The organism is Kosakonia sp. R1.Fl (assembly GCF_023516815.1).
GTDB lineage: Bacteria > Pseudomonadota > Gammaproteobacteria > Enterobacterales > Enterobacteriaceae > Kosakonia.
In genome coordinates, this window is the sequence record NZ_JAMGSQ010000001.1 from 2,713,128 (window position 1) to 2,730,709 (window position 17,582).

15 protein-coding genes are annotated in these 17,582 nt (G+C 53.0%); 10 read left to right on the forward strand and 5 right to left on the reverse strand.

Annotated features, from left to right (window positions below):
- Window positions 1–35: 35 nt before the first annotated feature.
- The 5 genes from M8Q36_RS12740 to M8Q36_RS12760 all read left to right on the forward strand — a co-directional run bounded on the left by M8Q36_RS12740 (window position 36) and on the right by M8Q36_RS12760 (window position 4,313).
- Window positions 36–656, forward strand: coding sequence for a YfgM family protein (locus tag M8Q36_RS12740; protein ID WP_249881128.1), 621 nt, complete (start codon window positions 36–38; stop codon window positions 654–656).
- 10 nt (window positions 657–666) lie between these two features.
- Entirely contained in the window at window positions 667–1,845 is a 1,179-nt protein-coding gene (gene bamB, locus M8Q36_RS12745) for an outer membrane protein assembly factor BamB (RefSeq protein ID WP_249881129.1), read from the forward strand.
- A 120-nt stretch (window positions 1,846–1,965) separates the two neighbouring features.
- Window positions 1,966–3,441, forward strand: coding sequence for a ribosome biogenesis GTPase Der (gene der, locus M8Q36_RS12750; protein WP_249881130.1), 1,476 nt, complete (start codon window positions 1,966–1,968; stop codon window positions 3,439–3,441).
- A gap of 167 nt (window positions 3,442–3,608) precedes the next feature.
- Window positions 3,609–4,001 (forward strand): cell envelope integrity TolA C-terminal domain-containing protein, encoded by a 393-nt coding sequence (locus tag M8Q36_RS12755; RefSeq protein WP_249881131.1) that lies wholly within the window; start codon window positions 3,609–3,611, stop codon window positions 3,999–4,001.
- Window positions 4,002–4,097: 96 nt separating this feature from the next.
- Window positions 4,098–4,313 (forward strand): zinc ribbon domain-containing protein, encoded by a 216-nt coding sequence (locus tag M8Q36_RS12760; RefSeq protein ID WP_249881132.1) that lies wholly within the window; start codon window positions 4,098–4,100, stop codon window positions 4,311–4,313.
- On the opposite strand, the gene M8Q36_RS12765 is transcribed toward M8Q36_RS12760, so the two are convergent.
- From M8Q36_RS12765 to xseA, 3 genes are all read right to left on the reverse strand, one after another.
- On the reverse strand, window positions 4,310–4,651 hold the full coding sequence (locus M8Q36_RS12765) for a protealysin inhibitor emfourin (protein WP_200551041.1): 342 nt from the start codon (window positions 4,649–4,651) through the stop codon (window positions 4,310–4,312). The two genes, M8Q36_RS12760 and M8Q36_RS12765, sit on opposite strands and share 4 nt — an antisense overlap.
- The gene (locus tag M8Q36_RS12770; RefSeq protein WP_020454706.1) at window positions 4,651–5,676 is read right to left on the reverse strand and encodes a M4 family metallopeptidase; all 1,026 of its coding nucleotides are present in this window, start codon (window positions 5,674–5,676) and stop codon (window positions 4,651–4,653) included. Before M8Q36_RS12770 ends, M8Q36_RS12765 begins: the two co-directional genes overlap by 1 nt.
- Window positions 5,677–5,747: 71 nt before the next feature.
- Complete coding sequence (gene xseA, locus M8Q36_RS12775) at window positions 5,748–7,121, reverse strand: exodeoxyribonuclease VII large subunit (protein ID WP_249881133.1); 1,374 nt, start codon at window positions 7,119–7,121, stop codon at window positions 5,748–5,750.
- Window positions 7,122–7,280: 159 nt separating this feature from the next.
- On the opposite strand from xseA, the gene guaB reads away from it, so the two are divergent.
- The 3 genes from guaB (at window position 7,281) to M8Q36_RS12790 (ending at window position 12,646) form a co-directional block, all read left to right on the forward strand.
- Window positions 7,281–8,747, forward strand: a complete 1,467-nt coding sequence (guaB, locus tag M8Q36_RS12780) for an IMP dehydrogenase (RefSeq protein ID WP_017458982.1) — start codon at window positions 7,281–7,283, stop codon at window positions 8,745–8,747.
- Between the two features lie 61 nt (window positions 8,748–8,808).
- The gene (guaA, locus tag M8Q36_RS12785; RefSeq protein ID WP_020454704.1) at window positions 8,809–10,386 is read left to right on the forward strand and encodes a glutamine-hydrolyzing GMP synthase; all 1,578 of its coding nucleotides are present in this window, start codon (window positions 8,809–8,811) and stop codon (window positions 10,384–10,386) included.
- A 721-nt stretch (window positions 10,387–11,107) separates the two neighbouring features.
- Complete coding sequence (locus tag M8Q36_RS12790) at window positions 11,108–12,646, forward strand: methyl-accepting chemotaxis protein (RefSeq protein ID WP_249881134.1); 1,539 nt, start codon at window positions 11,108–11,110, stop codon at window positions 12,644–12,646.
- Window positions 12,647–12,815: 169 nt separating this feature from the next.
- On the opposite strand, the gene M8Q36_RS12795 is transcribed toward M8Q36_RS12790, so the two are convergent.
- Entirely contained in the window at window positions 12,816–13,424 is a 609-nt protein-coding gene (locus M8Q36_RS12795) for an SMI1/KNR4 family protein (RefSeq protein ID WP_249881135.1), read from the reverse strand.
- 147 nt (window positions 13,425–13,571) lie between these two features.
- On the opposite strand from M8Q36_RS12795, the gene M8Q36_RS12800 reads away from it, so the two are divergent.
- A complete protein-coding gene (locus M8Q36_RS12800; RefSeq protein ID WP_249881136.1) occupies window positions 13,572–13,958 on the forward strand; it encodes a hypothetical protein in 387 nt (128 codons plus the stop codon).
- 173 nt (window positions 13,959–14,131) lie between these two features.
- A complete protein-coding gene (locus M8Q36_RS12805; protein WP_249881137.1) occupies window positions 14,132–17,185 on the forward strand; it encodes an NACHT domain-containing protein in 3,054 nt (1,017 codons plus the stop codon).
- A gap of 88 nt (window positions 17,186–17,273) precedes the next feature.
- Here M8Q36_RS12805 and M8Q36_RS12810 read toward each other — a convergent pair whose 3' ends face one another.
- On the reverse strand, window positions 17,274–17,465 hold the full coding sequence (locus tag M8Q36_RS12810) for a YfgG family protein (protein WP_071908227.1): 192 nt from the start codon (window positions 17,463–17,465) through the stop codon (window positions 17,274–17,276).
- Window positions 17,466–17,582: the final 117 nt, after the last annotated feature.

Below are 17,582 nucleotides of genomic sequence, written 5' to 3' on the forward strand. Positions count from 1 at the left end.
CTCCCCGGTGAATTATCGTTAAGGAGAAGGACTGCGTGGAAATTTACGAAAACGAAAACGACCAGGTAGACGCGATTAAGCGCTTCTTTGCCGAGAATGGTAAAGCGCTGGCCGTTGGCGTCGTTTTGGGTATTGGTGCGCTGGTTGGCTGGCGCTACTGGAACGGCCATCAGGCGGACACGGCGAGAGCCTCTTCACAGGCTTATGAAAACGCGGTTGCCGCGCTTTCGGCGGACAAACCAGAGTCGTTCACCGCGGCGGAAAAATTCGCGGCTGACAACAAAAACACCTACGGCGCGCTGGCGTCGCTGGAGCTGGCGCAGCAATACGTTGACAAGAACGAGCTGGATAAAGCCGCCGCTCAGCTGCAGCAAGGGCTGGCTGCGACGAATGATGAAAATCTCAAGTCGATAATCAATGTGCGCCTGGCGCGCATTCAGGTACAGCAAAAGCAACAAGACGCTGCGCTGAAAACGCTGGATGCTGTCAAAGCGGAAAGCTGGTCAGCGATTGTTGCCGATCTGCGTGGTGAAGCACTGCTGAGCAAAGGCGATAAACAAGGTGCGCGCACCGCATGGGAAAACGGCATTAAAAACAATGCTTCTCCTGCGCTGAGTGAAATGATGCAGATGAAAATCAATAATTTGTCCATCTAAGAGGGACCCGATGCAATTGCGTAAATTACTTCTGCCAGGGCTGCTTTCCGTCACGCTTTTGAGCGGCTGTTCCCTGTTTAACAGCGAAGAAGATGTTGTCAAAATGTCCCCGTTGCCGGTGGTTGAAAACCAGTTCACACCGACCACATCATGGAGCACCTCCGTGGGTAACGGTATTGGTGACTTCTACTCTAACCTGCATCCAGCTTTTGCTGATGGTGTGGTTTACGCCGCCGATCGTCACGGTGTGGTGAAAGCGGTTAGCATTGAAGATGGGCATGAAATTTGGTCGGTTAACCTGGCTGAAAAAGATGGCTGGTTCTCCACTCGCGCTGCACTGCTTTCTGGCGGTGTGACCGTTTCCGGTGGCCATGTTTATGTGGGCAGCGAAAAAGCGCAGGTTTACGCACTGAACACCAGCGATGGTTCGCAGGCGTGGAAAACGAAAGTCGCTGGCGAAGCGCTTTCTCGCCCGGTAGTGAGCGACGGTTTAGTGCTGATCCACACCAGCAACGGTCAGTTGCAGGCGCTGAACGAAAGCGATGGCGCAACCAAATGGACCGTCAATCTCGATATGCCTGCGCTTTCTCTGCGCGGTGAATCCGCTCCGACTACCGCCTTTGGCGCTGCCATTGTCGGCGGTGATAACGGTCGCGTAAGCGCGGTATTGATGCAGCAGGGCCAGATGATTTGGCAGCAGCGCATCTCCCTGGCTAATGGCCCGACAGAGATCGATCGTCTGAGCGATGTCGATACCACGCCGGTTGTTGTTGGCAACGTGGTTTACGCGCTGGCCTATAACGGCAACATGACCGCGCTGGATCTGCGTAGCGGCCAGATTATGTGGAAACGCGAGCTGGGCTCAGTGAGCGATTTCGTGGTTGATGGTAACCGCATCTATATGATCGACCAGAGCGATCGTGTTCTGGCGCTGACTACCGACGGTGGCGTAACCCTGTGGACGCAAAGTGACCTGCTGCACCGTAACCTTACCGCTCCGGCGTTGTATAATGGTTACATTGTGACAGGCGATAGCGAAGGCTACGTGCACTGGATTAACGTCGAAGATGGGCGTTTTGTCGCGCAGCAAAAAGTCGACAGCTCCGGTTTCCTGACCGAGCCGGTCGTTGCTGGTGGCAAACTGCTGATCCAGGCGAAAGACGGCACAGTGTACGCCCTTTCGCGCTAAGCGCGTCGGGTTTGTCGTTCCTGAAGACGGCTCCTGTTGCAGGAGCCGTTTTCCTGTTTTTAAAACGGCGCGCAATCCGCGACGTTTTGCTAATGAATTTTCTGTAATGAGGCTTTAAACATGGTACCTGTGGTCGCGCTTGTCGGGCGCCCTAACGTTGGAAAATCCACGCTATTTAACCGTTTAACACGCACCCGTGATGCGCTGGTGGCGGATTTCCCGGGTCTGACTCGTGACCGTAAGTACGGTCGTGCTGAAGTTGAAGGCCGCGAATTTATCTGTATCGATACCGGCGGTATCGATGGCACCGAAGACGGCGTGGAAACGCGTATGGCGGAACAGTCGCTGCTGGCGATTGAAGAAGCTGATGTTGTGCTGTTTATGGTCGATGCACGCGCGGGGCTGATGCCTGCCGATTCGGCCATTGCCAAACACCTGCGTTCACGCGAAAAACCGACCTTCCTGGTGGCGAACAAAACTGACGGTCTGGATCCGGATCAGGCAACAGCAGATTTTTACTCCCTCGGTCTGGGTGAAATCCACGCTATCGCCGCTTCTCATGGGCGCGGTGTTACCAGCTTGCTGGAACATGTGCTGATGCCGTGGATGGACGAGCTCAACCCGCCGGAAGAGGTGGATGAAGACGCCGAATACTGGGCGCAGTTCGAAGCTAACGAAAACGGCGAGAAAGAAGAGCCGGAAGACGATTTCAACCCGCAGGATCTGCCGATCAAACTGGCTATTGTCGGGCGTCCGAACGTCGGTAAGTCCACACTGACTAACCGCATTCTTGGTGAGGAGCGTGTGGTGGTGTACGACATGCCGGGCACCACGCGCGACAGCATCTACATTCCAATGCAGCGCGATGAGCGTGAGTACGTACTTATCGACACCGCTGGTGTGCGTAAACGCGGCAAAATCACCGATGTGGTAGAAAAGTTCTCGGTTATCAAAACGCTGCAGGCTATTGAAGACGCAAACGTCGTGCTGCTGGTTATTGATGCCCGCGAAGGTATCTCCGATCAGGATTTATCGCTGCTCGGCTTTATTCTTAACAGCGGTCGCTCGCTGGTTATCGTCGTCAATAAATGGGACGGTCTGAGCCTGGAAGTGAAAGAGCAAGTGAAAGAGACGCTGGATTACCGCCTGGGCTTTATTGATTTCGCCCGCGTGCATTTTATTTCTGCACTGCACGGCAGCGGCGTTGGCAACCTGTTTGAATCCGTTCGCGAAGCTTATGACAGCTCCACCCGCCGTGTCAGTACCGCATTGCTGACCCGCATCATGAACATGGCGGCGGAAGATCATCAGCCGCCGCTGGTGCGTGGTCGTCGCGTGAAGCTGAAATATGCCCACGCCGGTGGTTATAACCCGCCGATTGTGGTGATCCACGGCAACCAGGTGAAAGACTTGCCGGATTCCTACAAACGTTATTTGATGAACTACTTCCGCAAATCGCTGGATGTGATGGGTACGCCAATCCGAATTCAGTTCAAAGAAGGGGAAAACCCGTTTGCTGAAAAACGTAACACCCTGACCCCGAACCAGATGCGTAAACGTAAGCGCCTGATTAAACACATCAAAAAAAGTAAGTAATCACTTGCTTCAAACCCGCCGCCTGGCGGGTTTTTTGTTTGCCAGAATTGGCTCACCTACAAAATTCAGGCGCTGTTTCAGCCTGTCGATAGCAGTACACTGTTTATAACTATAAAAACAACGAGTTAATAACCATCTTCAATAAGTAATTTCAAAAGGAATATGAAATGAAGAAGTTTTTACTGCTGATACTTCTGGGCAGTGTAATGACAGGTTGCACACCGCTTCACCCCTCCGGTTGCCATAAAACCACTGCGCTTGGTAGTTGCGACTCTGGGCGCTTTACCGATCAGGATGAGTTCGGGAAACAGGCCCGCGCGATAAAAAACGCTATCGAATCACGGCTTGCCGATCGTTCTGAATGGAAAGGGAAAAAATGCCGCTTACATATGGAGTTTGCCTATGATGGCAAACTGAACAATATCGAGACGAGGGAAGGGAATAGAGCTTACTGTGCAGCGCTGAAAACCGCAGCGCAACGGGCGACATTCCCGGCATTTCCTTCTCAGCGGGTTTATCAGGCATTCGAGAGTTCCCGCTTCGTGATGGTGGGCGAATAGCAAACCAAACCTGACGCGGCACTTAACCCGTCTGCAGGCGGGTTTTTTGTCGCCAGCGGTGTATGATAAACGCCGCGAAAAATTAAGGAGCGCCTTATGGAACTTACCTGCCCGACTTGCCATAACCCGCTGCAAGTAGTGGGTACACATGCTCACTGCGACGGCTGCGGCAAAGACATTGAACTACAAGCACATTGCCCGGAGTGCCACCAGCCTCTGGAAGTGTTAAAAGCCTGTGGCGCGGTGGATTTTTTCTGCCAGCACGGCCACGGGCTGATTTCGAAAAAACGCGTCGAATATACGCTGCTTTAAGGTTTGCAAATACAGTCTTCCCCTTCGCGCCACAGTTCAACAAACGACGGTGGCGCTTTGCTTTCCGGGATAAGCAGCAGCACATCCGTTTGCTGGGTGGTCCAGGTGATCTGCAAACGGTAGAAACGCTGATCGCCGCGGCCCGGCGAGTCCGGCTGGCCTGGCGGCTCTGCAAGCGGGAGCGTCTGGTGCAATATATCCACCAGCCGCTGGCGCTGCTCCGCACTGAGCTGGGCGATGACAATTTTTCGCGCACCGCTCAGTTTGGGAATATAAGCCAGCCCGCCTTCACGGGCTAACTCCACTACCGCGTCGTCGGTTAATTCGGGTTCGTTCATCATAAAACTCCGACATCTTTCCACGCCTGTTCGATAGCAGCGGCGACTTTCTTGCCGGACCGTTTTTCGCCATGTTTGATGGTGAATTTGGCGAAGGTGGCGAAGTCGGCATTTTGCGCCAGTGACTTATCACACACCGTGTCATACCAGGCGTATCCGGCTTTTTCCCATGCATAGCCGCCTATAGCGGTTGCCGCCAGGTAAAATGCCCGGTTAGGAATGCCGGAATTCAGGTGCACACCGCCGTTATCTTCACGCGTTTTAATAAAATCTTTCATATGCGCAGGCTGCGGATCTTTACCCAATAACGGGTCGTCATAAGCTGTTCCCGGCTTCGACATCGAACGCAGCCCCTTGCCATGAATGCCTTTTGCCAGCAAGCCTTCGCCAATGATCCAGTCCGCCTGATCCGCCGTCTGCTGCTGGTGGTACTGTTTTACCAGCGAACCGAACACATCGGATAATGACTCATTTAATGCGCCAGCTTGTTCAAAATAGATCAGCCCGGCTTCCGTTTCTGTGACGCCGTGGCTCAGTTCATGCGCTACCACGTCAATGGCAATGGTAAAACGGTTGAAGATCTCGCCATCACCATCGCCAAACACCATCTGCTGACCATTCCAGAAAGCGTTCTGGTAATCCTTGCCGTAATGCACGGTGCCGCTGAGGATTAGCCCCTGGTTATCCAGCGAGTTGCGCTGATAAACCTGCCAGAAGAAATCGTGGGTGACACCCAGGTAGTCGTACGCTTCGGTGACGGCGACATCACCCGTCGGTGGCTGGCCCTCATAGCGTACCTGCTCACCGGGCAATGTCTCTTTTTGCTGAGCGTCATAAATATCGCGTACCAGTTCGCCGGGCGAAGTGACCAGCGGCGCATCGACTTTGCCGTGGCTGTGCGCCATCAACGTTTGTACATGCGTTAAGGTCTGGCGGGCGCAGCGTTGCTGAAGTTCAGAGCCATTGTCGATAATGCGGCGCAGGATATAAGGCGGGATAACACTGTACGGATGACGTGCATTCATGTTGATCTCCTTGATAAAACAAAAAAGAACAACAAAAAGTATAGGTTCGTCTGATTTATTGAGCGCGCTAATTAAGACGATTTACGTTGGCGCGTTTTTTTCACGGGCGTAACGGCACTGACTTCACTCTCTACCCAGCCGTCATTCAGCCGCGTGGTCAGTTTGTCGCCCGCTTTTACCTGTTTGGTCTGTTTCAGCACTTTGCCGTCGATTGCTGTGGTTACGCTGTAACCACGCGCCAGCGTTGCCAGCGGGCTGACCGCTTCAAGGTGAGTGATTGCCGAACCGAAGCGTTCACGCGTGCTGCTTAAGCGGTCACGAACATTCTGGCTCAGACGATATTCCAGTTGCTGAATGCGGCTTTGCGCCCGGTGAATACGCGGCTGCGGGTTTTGCTGATTCAGACGCTGCACTGTGCGCTGCTGGCGCACGGAAGCGCGTTTTAACTGATTATCCAGCGCGTTGTGCATGCGCTGTTGCAGGCGTTCCAGCACAGTTTGCTGGCGCGCCAGACGCAGTTGCGGATGCTGTTGTTGCAGACGATGGTGTACCTGGGCAAAACGGCGATTACGGCCTGCCAGATAGTAATCCATCGACATTTCTAAACGCTGTTGCATCGCCTGAACCTGGCGCAGCAGCTCCAGCTGGTTACGGCTGACAATTTCCGCCGCCGCAGAGGGCGTTGGCGCGCGCAGGTCGGCAACAAAATCAGCAATGGTCACATCGGTTTCATGCCCAACGGCGCTGACCACCGGAATGCGGCTGGCAAAAATTGCCCGCGCCACGCGCTCGTCGTTAAAGCTCCACAAATCTTCCAGCGAACCGCCGCCGCGACCGACAATCAGTACGTCGCACTCTTCGCGAGCGTTAGCCAGCTCAATGGCGCGCACAATCTGCGCGGGCGCATCTTCGCCTTGTACCGCGGTTGGGTAAATCACCACCGGCAGCGACGGATCGCGGCGTTTCAGCACATGCAGTATATCGTGCAGCGCGGCGCCGGTTTTCGAGGTGATAACACCAACGCAATGGGCGGGCGAGGGTAGCGGTTTTTTGAATTGCTGGTCGAACAGCCCTTCGGCCGCGAGCTTAGCTTTAAGTTGCTCATACCTCTGTTGCAGCAAACCTTCACCAGCCGGTTGCATGCTCTCGACAATAATCTGGTATTCGCCGCGCGGTTCATACAGCGTGATATTGGCGCGTACCAGCACTTGCTGGCCGTGCTGCGGGCGAAACGTGACGCGGCGGTTGCTATTGCGGAACATTGCGCAGCGCACCTGAGCGGTATCGTCTTTTAAGGTGAAGTACCAGTGACCGGAAGCGGGCTGGGTAAAGTTGGAGATTTCCCCGCTGATCCACACCTGGCCGAGTTCGCGTTCCAGCAGTAAGCGTACCGACTGATTAAGGCGGCTAACCGTAAAAATTGAGGGGGATTGGAACGACGACATGTGAGCCAGATCAAATTCTAAATCAGCAAGTTATTCGTTCGATAGTAACCCGAAACGAGGGGATGGCAAGTATTTTTCTTAAAAAAGTGTGGATGCAATCGGTTACGCTCTGTATAATGCCACGGCAATATTTAACCCCCCAGGTCAGAGATATTGCCCATGCTACGTATCGCTAAAGAAGCACTGACGTTTGACGACGTCCTCCTCGTTCCCGCTCATTCCACCGTTCTGCCGAATACTGCCGACTTGAGCACGCAGCTCACTAAAACCATTCGCCTGAACATTCCTATGCTCTCTGCGGCGATGGATACCGTGACGGAAGCGCGCCTGGCAATTGCCCTGGCACAGGAAGGCGGCATTGGCTTTATTCACAAAAACATGTCGATTGAGCGCCAGGCGGAAGAAGTTCGCCGCGTGAAGAAACATGAATCCGGCGTGGTTAAAGACCCGCAAACCGTTCTGCCGACCACCACCCTGCGCGAAGTGAAAGAGCTGACCGAACGTAACGGCTTTGCCGGTTACCCGGTTGTGAATGGCGACAACGAACTGGTTGGCATCATCACCGGTCGTGACGTGCGTTTCGTCACCGACCTGAACCAGCCTGTTAGCGTGTACATGACGCCGAAAGAGCGCCTGGTTACCGTGCGTGAAGGTGAATCCCGCGAAGTCGTGTTTGCTAAAATGCACGAAAAACGCGTTGAGAAAGCGCTGGTTGTCGACGAAAGCTTCCATCTGCGCGGCATGATCACCGTTAAAGATTTCCAGAAAGCAGAACGTAAACCGAACGCCTGTAAAGATGAGCAGGGTCAACTGCGTGTTGGCGCAGCGGTTGGCGCGGGTGCGGGCAACGAAGAGCGCGTTGACGCGCTGGTTGCCGCAGGCGTGGACGTGCTGCTGATCGACTCCTCTCACGGTCACTCCGAAGGCGTGCTGCAGCGCATTCGCGAAACCCGTGCTAAATACCCGGATCTGCAAATCATCGGCGGTAACGTCGCAACTGGCGCAGGTGCTCGCGCACTGGCAGAAGCTGGCGTCAGCGCGGTGAAAGTCGGTATCGGCCCTGGCTCCATCTGTACGACGCGTATCGTGACTGGCGTGGGCGTTCCGCAGATCACCGCCGTTTCCGACGCGGTTGAAGCGCTGGAAGGCACCGGTATTCCGGTTATTGCCGATGGCGGTATCCGTTTCTCTGGCGACATCGCCAAAGCCATCGCCGCAGGCGCTGCCGCGGTGATGGTTGGCTCGATGCTTGCCGGGACCGAAGAATCCCCGGGCGAAATCGAACTCTACCAGGGCCGCTCTTACAAATCCTACCGTGGCATGGGCTCGCTGGGCGCGATGTCCAAAGGCTCTTCTGACCGCTACTTCCAGAGCGATAACGCCGCCGACAAACTGGTGCCGGAAGGTATCGAAGGCCGCGTGGCTTACAAAGGCCGCCTGAAAGAGATCATTCACCAGCAGATGGGCGGCCTGCGCTCCTGTATGGGTCTGACCGGCTGTGGTACTATCGACGACCTGCGCACCAAAGCGGAATTCGTGCGCATTAGCGGCGCGGGCATTCAGGAAAGCCACGTTCACGACGTGACCATCACCAAGGAATCCCCGAACTACCGCATGGGTTCTTAATGATTTTCGCGCCCTGTGTTCTCACCGGGCGCTTTCGTAACTTGCCTCGGAAGTAACGTCAATGACGGACAACATTCATAAACATCGTATTCTTATCCTCGATTTTGGTTCTCAGTACACCCAACTGGTTGCGCGCCGCGTGCGTGAACTGGGCGTTTACTGCGAACTGTGGGCGTGGGATGTCACCGAAGCGCAGATCCGCGACTTCAATCCAAGCGGCATCATCCTCTCCGGCGGCCCGGAAAGCACCACTGAAGACAACAGCCCGCGCGCACCGCAATATGTGTTCGAAGCTGGCGTGCCGGTGCTTGGCGTCTGCTACGGCATGCAGACCATGGCGATGCAGCTCGGCGGTCACGTTGAAGGTTCTAACGAGCGTGAATTCGGCTACGCGCAGGTTGAAGTGCAGACCGACAGCGCGCTGGTTCGCGGTATTGAAGATTCGCTGACCGCAGAAGGCAAAGTGCTGCTGGATGTGTGGATGAGCCACGGCGACAAAGTGACGGCGATCCCGTCTGACTTCGTCACCGTAGCCAGCACCGAAAGCTGCCCGTTTGCCATCATGGCGAACGAAGAAAAACGCTTCTACGGCGTGCAGTTCCACCCGGAAGTGACCCACACCCGCCAGGGCCTGCGTATGCTGGAGCGCTTTGTGCGCGATATCTGCGAATGTGAAGCGCTGTGGACGCCGGCAAAAATTATCGATGACGCCGTTGAGCGCATCCGTCAGCAGGTTGGCGATGACAAAGTGATCCTCGGCCTCTCCGGCGGCGTGGATTCTTCAGTGACCGCGATGCTGCTGCACCGCGCCATTGGCAAAAACCTGACCTGCGTATTCGTTGATAACGGTCTGCTGCGTCTGAACGAAGCTCAGCAGGTAATGGACATGTTTGGCGACCACTTCGGTCTGAACATTGTTCATGTTGAAGGGGAATCCCGTTTCCTGGCCGCACTGGCCGGTGAGAACGATCCGGAAGCAAAACGTAAGATCATCGGCCGCGTGTTCGTGGAAGTGTTCGACGAAGAAGCACTGAAGCTGGAAGACGTGAAATGGCTGGCGCAGGGCACCATTTACCCGGACGTGATCGAATCCGCTGCTTCGGCAACCGGTAAAGCGCACGTTATTAAATCTCACCACAACGTGGGCGGCCTGCCGAAAGAGATGAAGATGGGGCTGGTTGAACCGCTGCGTGAGCTGTTCAAAGACGAAGTGCGTAAAATTGGTCTGGAACTGGGTCTGCCGTACGACATGCTGTACCGCCATCCGTTCCCGGGGCCGGGCCTCGGTGTTCGCGTGCTGGGCGAAGTGAAGAAAGAGTACTGCGACCTGTTGCGCCGCGCCGATGCAATCTTTATCGAAGAGCTGCATAAAGCCGATCTCTACAACAAAGTGAGCCAGGCGTTCACCGTGTTCCTGCCGGTTCGTTCCGTGGGCGTGATGGGCGACGGTCGTAAATACGACTGGGTTGTCTCGCTGCGTGCAGTAGAAACCATCGACTTTATGACCGCACACTGGGCGCATCTGCCGTACGATTTCCTCGGCCGCGTCTCCAACCGCATCATCAACGAAGTGAACGGTATTTCCCGCGTGGTGTATGACATTAGCGGTAAACCGCCAGCTACGATTGAGTGGGAATAAGATTTAGATCCTGCTGAATATTTGAAATATTAAGCCCGCGAAAGCGGGCTTTTTTGTCTATGGCGTTTTTGCGGGACTTATTGGCAATTAACTCAATATTTTTGTTCCGTTGTGAGGAGATTTAATAGTATGAGTGCTATCAGGTATATTTTTTATAAGCTCTTGTCGATGCTTCATATTTATTTGGTGCGATTGATTAAGAATATAAGCACTCAAATGGAAATTAAGATTATGAAAAGCTCTTTAAACACCGCTTTGGTATTTATAAAAATAATTTAAACAGAAAACACAGTTAGAAGTTTAATTTAACGTTTTTATTCCCTTTTTCTTCCTTATAACGGTGGAAAAGCCTCTTCTGTTTCGAATTCCGTGCTTTTAAATTATCAGCCACCTGTGCCTGTATTTCTCCTCCTGCGCATAAATTCCTTTTTCTGCCTTCCATTTGATGTCATAAATGTGCGTTTTTTGAACAAATTCGGTTCATCGCCAGGATGAATAGCTATTCCATGAAACGACATATTTGAAACGTTAGTTTGAATAAATTGGTGAATCCTAAGTATATTTTCTTTCTCACAAGTCCCTTCTTTCTAACTCTTTGATTCAAATATGTAATGTGATTTAAATTAAATTTTAACGCCAGATTGCCGATAAGTTGTCTTCGGTATGCTCCTTTCAAAGGGGGCAGAAATTCATGAAATCACCTCAACCCTGGGTAATAAATATGTCAGTTAGGCGTTTTTCATTTCTCGTTTTTAGTCTGTTACTTGGTATTTTTCTCATCAGCTCGGCTTCTAACCTTTGGTCACTTACTCACAGCAACCAGTCGCTGGATAATGTGAACAAAGAGATCAGGGTCGTGCTGTCGGTTATTGACCCGATTAACCATAGCCGCACACTGCGTGTGCGCCTGATGGAAGCCATGATTAACGCCTCCCTGGGCGACAAACAGAAAGCGGATGCGTCGCTTGAGAGCGCGAAAGCGGTGATGCAAAAAGCCACCGATGCGTTCAACAACTACAAGGCTGCGCCACCTGTTGCGGGCGAAGAGGCGCTTTCCGCGCCTTACAGCCAGGCCTGGCAAACGTATGTTGATCAAGGCCTGCGTCCGTTGATGGACGCCGCGAGCAACAACGACACGGCGCGTTTCAACCAGCTCGTCAGCACTACTGTTCCGCAGCTTGATCGTCAGTTTGAAATCACTCTCGATAACCTGCTGGCCTTTCGCGAAAAGTACGCCCAGCGCCTTAACAACGACGCGCAGAATCGCTTCGTGAACAGCATGGTGACCATTGGTGTTTTCGCCTTACTGTTTACCTTGATCATTGTCGCTATCTTTATCCTGCTGCGTCGTCGTGTTCTTTCGCCGCTGGATGCCGCACGTTTGCACTGCCAGAAGATGGCGGCAGGGGAGCTGCACACTCCTGTTGTTTACGGTTCTAAAGACGAGATTGGCGACATGCTCGGTTCGCTGGAGCAAATGCGTCTTGCTCTTCTGGAAATCATTGCCCAGGTGCGTAATTCCAGCCAGAGCGTGGCCCATGCGGCAGAAGAAATCGCTGCCGGTAATACCGATCTCTCGGCCCGTACCGAAGAGCAGGCGGCTTCTCTTGGGCAGACCGCTGCCAGCATGGAACAGCTGACTTCAACGGTTAAGCACACCTCCGAAAACACACAACAGGCAAATACCCTTGCGACGGCGATGCGCAGCTCCGCGCAGGAAGGGAATACGATTGTGGAAAAGGCGGTGATGTCGATGAAAGAGATCGAATCCAGCGCTGGCAAAATAGACACCATCATCTCCTTAATCGAAGACATTGCTTTCCAGACCAATATCCTGGCACTCAACGCAGCGGTTGAAGCGGCAAGAGCCGGCGAGCAGGGACGCGGGTTTGCCGTCGTGGCAAGCGAAGTTCGTAATCTGGCGCAGCGTTCGTCCCTCGCGGCGAAAGAGATCAAAGAGCTTATTGAGGAATCCGGCCGGCAGGTGCTTCTGGGTAGCGAAAGGGTGTCGCAGGCGGGCGAAAGCATGCAGCGCATTATCAGCACCGTTAAGCAGGTTTCTGAGCTGATGGCGGAAATTGCGCTCTCGACCGGTGAGCAGAGCCGTGGCATAGAACAGATTAACCAGGCTGTTGCGCAGATGGACACGGTAACGCAGCAGAACGCCGCGTTAGTCGAAGAAGCGTCGGCGGCGGCGCATTCGCTTAAAGAGCAGTCTCAATTGCTGGAAGAGACGGTAGCCGTTTTTAAACTGAGCTAATATTTTGCCAAAAAATACAGGCAGGCTTATGCCTGCCTTGTTGGTGATTCTTTAATGGTTCGTCGCTACCCGGTAGCCCGCTATTCAACGCATTTGTCGACAGTGTAGAAGCGCTCATGAAAGGCGTGTGCGTTGCCACATCGCTGCTGCTGTCCCAGTATAGCGCTGTTCAGTACATCCACTTTTCTACCACGTCATCCCCCAGGTGCTCGCGCAGCAACTCCTCGTTATCCTCCTCGCCGTGGGCTTCGAGCAGGCATTTGAACATCAGTACGTCGAGGTACTGGCCCACGTCGGTGAAAATCTGCGTCAGCATTGGCGAACTATCGTGATCGAAATACCACACTGCGCCGGTTTCCCGATGAAAGCACCATAAATTGCCGTTGCCCAGATAGTCGCCAAAGGCGACCAACTGATTAACCTGCGCCCATTGCGAGGCCGCGTCTGGCGCACCTTCGAGAATGTCATGAATGCCGGGATAAGCGTCTACCAGCGGTTCAATGCTGGCGTATTTCGCGGGCGTGACGCTGCATAACCTTTCGGCCAGTTCGAGTGCGCCGAGAGTTTCATGGTAGCGACGCAGCAGCGGCGGAAGCGCGCAGCCCAGGCGTTGTTCAAGCGCTTCAATCTCTTTAGGGTTAAACGGCGCAACTGGCGCCGGATTATTCCACTGTTCGCGCCAGGCCTGTACGCAGGCGCGCCACCAGGCCAGCCGGGCTGTCTCATCGGTAAATTCTGGCCACATTAAGGGTGGCAGTTCGCTGCTATCTGGATTCATTTTTTTCCCCTGCTGATTTACTCTGGCTGCTCACAGGATCGCTTACATTCGCCATGAGGACCACTGCCATTAGTGATGGCTTTACGCTATGTTCTTCGCAACGTTAAGGTAATTCGAACATATCAACGGTGCTGAACGGGGAGCGCTATGCAGTCAGTAAAGTTAATGGGAGATGGCTATGAGCCGCAGGTCTGGCAGGAAGGCGATACACTGACATACTCGTTGCCGGTCGATTCCGGGTTTGTCAGCTTCGATTTTCGTTTTGTTATTCGCCAAAGCGATCTGGATGTCCTGCTTGCCGATAATTACCGACGCGCCGTGCTCGAAATCATTGCACACACCCTGCTTCAGCATTCCACGCTTAGGGGAAATGCCCGTTTCACGCAAAGCGATTTCGATAAACTGCTTGCGGATACGCTCCACGCAACGAACGATTTCCTGCAGGCCTTTATTGCCCGCATCAATCGGGAACATCACATTGCAATTGAGCATTATGTGCAAGAGATCCTCACCCGTCGCGCTGTTGCGGATTAAAGCACCGCATGCGCTGTGAAAGAGTGGCGACTATTACACGCTGAAGCGCATCGGGCTTTTCTCCTCAGACAACCCCCACCAAATCAGGTAGTTTGTTTCCGGTTTGCGGTACCGGAGGCGTTATAGTGCTGTTTCATTGCAAAAGGCGTCACAAGAATAAAGAAGGGACTCACATGTCGGGTAGCCAAAAATTCGTTTTACTCCTCCTTGTGCTGGCGTTGTGCTTCGTGGTGGGCACCGGGCTGTATTCCTCGTGGTTTAATGCGGCCTCAGTTGGCGTGTTTATCTGCCTGATGCTCTATTTCACGCGACCATTGCTGATGCCCGCCGGTTATGGCGCGAACAAAATCCGCACGCTGGTACTGGTGCTTGGCCTGGGGATCATCGGCAGTGGCTCCAGCGCGCTAAATACGTTGTTACCCACCATCTGGTCATTGCCAGTATTGCAAAACGCGCCTGCCTGGCTGAAAAATATCCAGTTTATTAGCCAGCCTTCGCCGTGGATCCTCACTGCTGTCGTCATTATTGTCGGCATCGTATTCTTTTGCCTGCGTGACAAAAGCGTTGGTGGAGGGCACCCTACGCCATTAAAAGAGGATTTTCCGGAAGAGAGTTTTCCGCGAAAACTGGAAGCATTCTGCAATGTGCTGAGACGGGATCTCACCACCGTGGATCAGGACACCAACTGGAGCCCGGAGTATTACACTGAGCTGCAGGCTGAGGTCGAGATCCGTAAAACGAAAGGCTCGGCGGCACGTAAAAAAATCATGGGGTTGCAGGACGCGATTCGCAAAGACAGAAAGTCTCAATCGTTTCTGGTTCTGGGCGTTCCGGGTTCCGGAAAAAGCGTGGCGTTACGCAAGCTCGCCAAAGATATGCTGGATGAAGTGAAAAAAACCAACCGCGTGCCGATTTACGTCAATCTTCGTGAGTGGGTGCCAATCAGCACTATCATTGGCGGGCGCACCGAATTTTCCGTTGAGGATCTCGAATCCTTTGTTATCAAAAACCTGATTCGCCGTGGTGATGTCTTCACCAAAGATTTTGTCGATGCCTATTTCCGCAAACTCTGGCGCAGTGGACGTCTGTTTTTTATTTTCGATTCATTTGATGAAATCTCCGAGCTGCTGGACGCCAACGAAGATTCCGATGTCATCAATTCACTTTCTGATGTTATTTCCCGATTTATTGCCTCGCACCCGGCGTCGCGTGGTGTTTTATCATCGCGCGTATTCCGACAGCCGACACGTGCTTTTCTGGCGGAAAAAGTACTGGAAATCAGGCCACTTTCTGAAGCCGGTATCTCAGAAGCATTAAGCCGTTACCCGCAATTTACCGGGCAAGTACGGAGTGAATTATTTAGCCATCGCCAGGATTTAATGCCGCTGGCGCGTAACCCTTTCATCATGGCGCTGCTGGGGGAATGGATTGCAGTCAATGAACAATTACCAGCAAACCAGGCCGAGATTTACAAAAACTATATTGGTAGGCGGTTAGCGCTGTGTCGGACTCGTCTCGATAAAGTTGGGATAACGATACAAGAAGTCGTTGATGTTTCAATAGAAATTGCCTGGTTTGTTTTTCACTCGCCGACATATGGCCTTGAAGCGCCCGTGAAGGTGATAAGCGATCATTTTAAATCAGACAAAGTTGATGCTGTGCTGGAAGTGCTTAGTTACGCCAGGATTGCCAGGGTTACCACCGGGGATGAGAAGTCATTTGCGTATGTGCATCGTCGTTTTCTGGAGTATTTCGTCACCACTCGGTTTTTACAGACTCCGGAGGTTGTCCCTGATGACCATATCCCGACGGATTCACGTGGTCGTGATGCGCTGGTATTGTATGCCCAATTGTGTAGCGAAAATGAGGCTCAGCGGCTTGCGAATCTCTGTTGGCGTGAGATCCAGCAGCATTTCGCCAACTCACACACGCGTATTCGCGCTATCCACTGTCTGCGTTTTTTGATTGATGCATTTGGCTCCCGGCGGGATGTGATCCTGCCGTTTGAAGCTGCGCTAAGCGACTTTGTTATGGAGCACGTAAAAACCGGCGATAGCATTATTCTTGCGAAAATTTGCCTTGAAGCGACCGGAATACTGTCTGAATCCCGTGCCGCGCCGATCCTGGCTGTCGCCATTGTCGGTCCGGATGGCTGGCTGCGGGAAACGGCCTTCCGCGCCTGCCGTCATTTACCGAAAATGGAAGCCGGGTTGGAAGAGGGGATCAAAAAATATGTGCTGGGTATCCCGGATGTGCATTTCTGGGGGAGCCGTAAAAATATTTTGCTGAGTTTATCCCTGTCGGATGCATTAAGCGGCGTCTACCGGGTGGCGCGTTTACGCCTGTGGAACATGAAAGTCTCGATGATATATAGCGCGCTGCTTACCGTCGTCATGCCGTTCATTGTGGCCTTTGGCGCGGCATACGCGGCGGCAGGAAGCGCCTCTCTTTTTTTCGTGCTAAAAACGGGGAAGAAAGAGAAACCTGAAAACAATCAGGGTGAGAAACCTATCCGCAGGCCTTTAACGTCACTAGTCGAGCCTGGATTTTTCACCTGTACCGTCGTGATGTTCAGGGTGCTATGCTGCCTCATTTTGGCATTGATGAGCATCATTGGGCTATTTTCCGCAGAGATGGTTCATGTGATTACGCCTTTTGCCGCTTATGGCGAGTTCAGTGGTGCGTATCATTGGTGGGTTGCTGTGCTGGTTGTTGTCTCCGGCCTGCTTTTGCTGGACTGGGTCAGTATCAGTCGGTTTGTCCGCAGCAAAATAAAGGATTTGTTTAACCTGCGGAAATGGCTATCGAACCTGTCTATCCTGACTGTGTCGGCATTGATGGTATGGGGCATGTTTCTCTGGATTGACTATGTCACCAAACGCCCTCTGGCAACGAAAGTGTTTGTGAGCATTATCCTGCTGACGTGCGCCGGTTTTGCCGTTGTCGCAGCTGTCAGGGTAATTGTGGCGCTGAAAGATTGTTTTCATGACTGGCGCATGCTCAGGTCAATAACACTGTTCACGACGCCGACGCGTGCGGAGATTGCACGTGTGTTTTCAACCTGTTTATCCAACTACGGACGTTTGCAGTATGTGCATAAACTGGAAGGTGCCGGGATTTCACCTTCCGGGGAGTGGCCTGCGGAATTCAAACTGGCGGTTGGTCTTGGCGAAGCCTACACGGCGCTGGCGCGGCTGGAAGAGCGCTGGTTAAACCTCGACAGATAAGTAACGCGTTTGTGCAAGGGGGCGCATACCTTTGCACAGACGAGCGCAAACCCACGCGGTAAGACGTGTAAGCAAAATCGGGTAAATACTAGCGTTGTGCGGTGGGATCGATAGTCTGGCTGATTTGTTGCGACTGGCTTTTATCCTGATGGTGATACCAGGCGCCAATAGAGGAATAGACGAAGCGGCCGAAGAAAAAGATGAAGCTGATAAGAAGTACGATACGGGTCATGCGACTGTCAAATCGATGTCGTTTTCGCATACTGGTTGCCTGACTCACAATGGTTCCTTTAGGAATACCCGATCTACGGGCGACAGCGTCATTAATGCACACTCTTTTAGTCAGGTCAATTAAGCCTGGCGCAAAATCACAATGATTAAATTATCACCAAGAATT

What these genes read in the sequence shown, in the direction of transcription:
- M8Q36_RS12805 (WP_249881137.1), top strand. Translation starts at nt 14,132, where the DNA reads ATGTCGGGTAGCCAAAAATTCGTTTTACTCCTCCTTGTGCTGGCGTTG.
- M8Q36_RS12800 (WP_249881136.1), top strand. Translation starts at nt 13,572, where the DNA reads ATGCAGTCAGTAAAGTTAATGGGAGATGGCTATGAGCCGCAGGTCTGG.
- M8Q36_RS12755 (WP_249881131.1), top strand. Translation starts at nt 3,609, where the DNA reads ATGAAGAAGTTTTTACTGCTGATACTTCTGGGCAGTGTAATGACAGGT.
- M8Q36_RS12795 (WP_249881135.1), bottom strand. Translation starts at nt 13,424, where the DNA reads ATGAATCCAGATAGCAGCGAACTGCCACCCTTAATGTGGCCAGAATTT.
- guaA (WP_020454704.1), top strand. Translation starts at nt 8,809, where the DNA reads ATGACGGACAACATTCATAAACATCGTATTCTTATCCTCGATTTTGGT.
- M8Q36_RS12790 (WP_249881134.1), top strand. Translation starts at nt 11,108, where the DNA reads ATGTCAGTTAGGCGTTTTTCATTTCTCGTTTTTAGTCTGTTACTTGGT.
- M8Q36_RS12770 (WP_020454706.1), bottom strand. Translation starts at nt 5,676, where the DNA reads ATGAATGCACGTCATCCGTACAGTGTTATCCCGCCTTATATCCTGCGC.
- M8Q36_RS12760 (WP_249881132.1), top strand. Translation starts at nt 4,098, where the DNA reads ATGGAACTTACCTGCCCGACTTGCCATAACCCGCTGCAAGTAGTGGGT.
- xseA (WP_249881133.1), bottom strand. Translation starts at nt 7,121, where the DNA reads ATGTCGTCGTTCCAATCCCCCTCAATTTTTACGGTTAGCCGCCTTAAT.
- M8Q36_RS12765 (WP_200551041.1), bottom strand. Translation starts at nt 4,651, where the DNA reads ATGAACGAACCCGAATTAACCGACGACGCGGTAGTGGAGTTAGCCCGT.
- bamB (WP_249881129.1), top strand. Translation starts at nt 667, where the DNA reads ATGCAATTGCGTAAATTACTTCTGCCAGGGCTGCTTTCCGTCACGCTT.
- der (WP_249881130.1), top strand. Translation starts at nt 1,966, where the DNA reads ATGGTACCTGTGGTCGCGCTTGTCGGGCGCCCTAACGTTGGAAAATCC.
- guaB (WP_017458982.1), top strand. Translation starts at nt 7,281, where the DNA reads ATGCTACGTATCGCTAAAGAAGCACTGACGTTTGACGACGTCCTCCTC.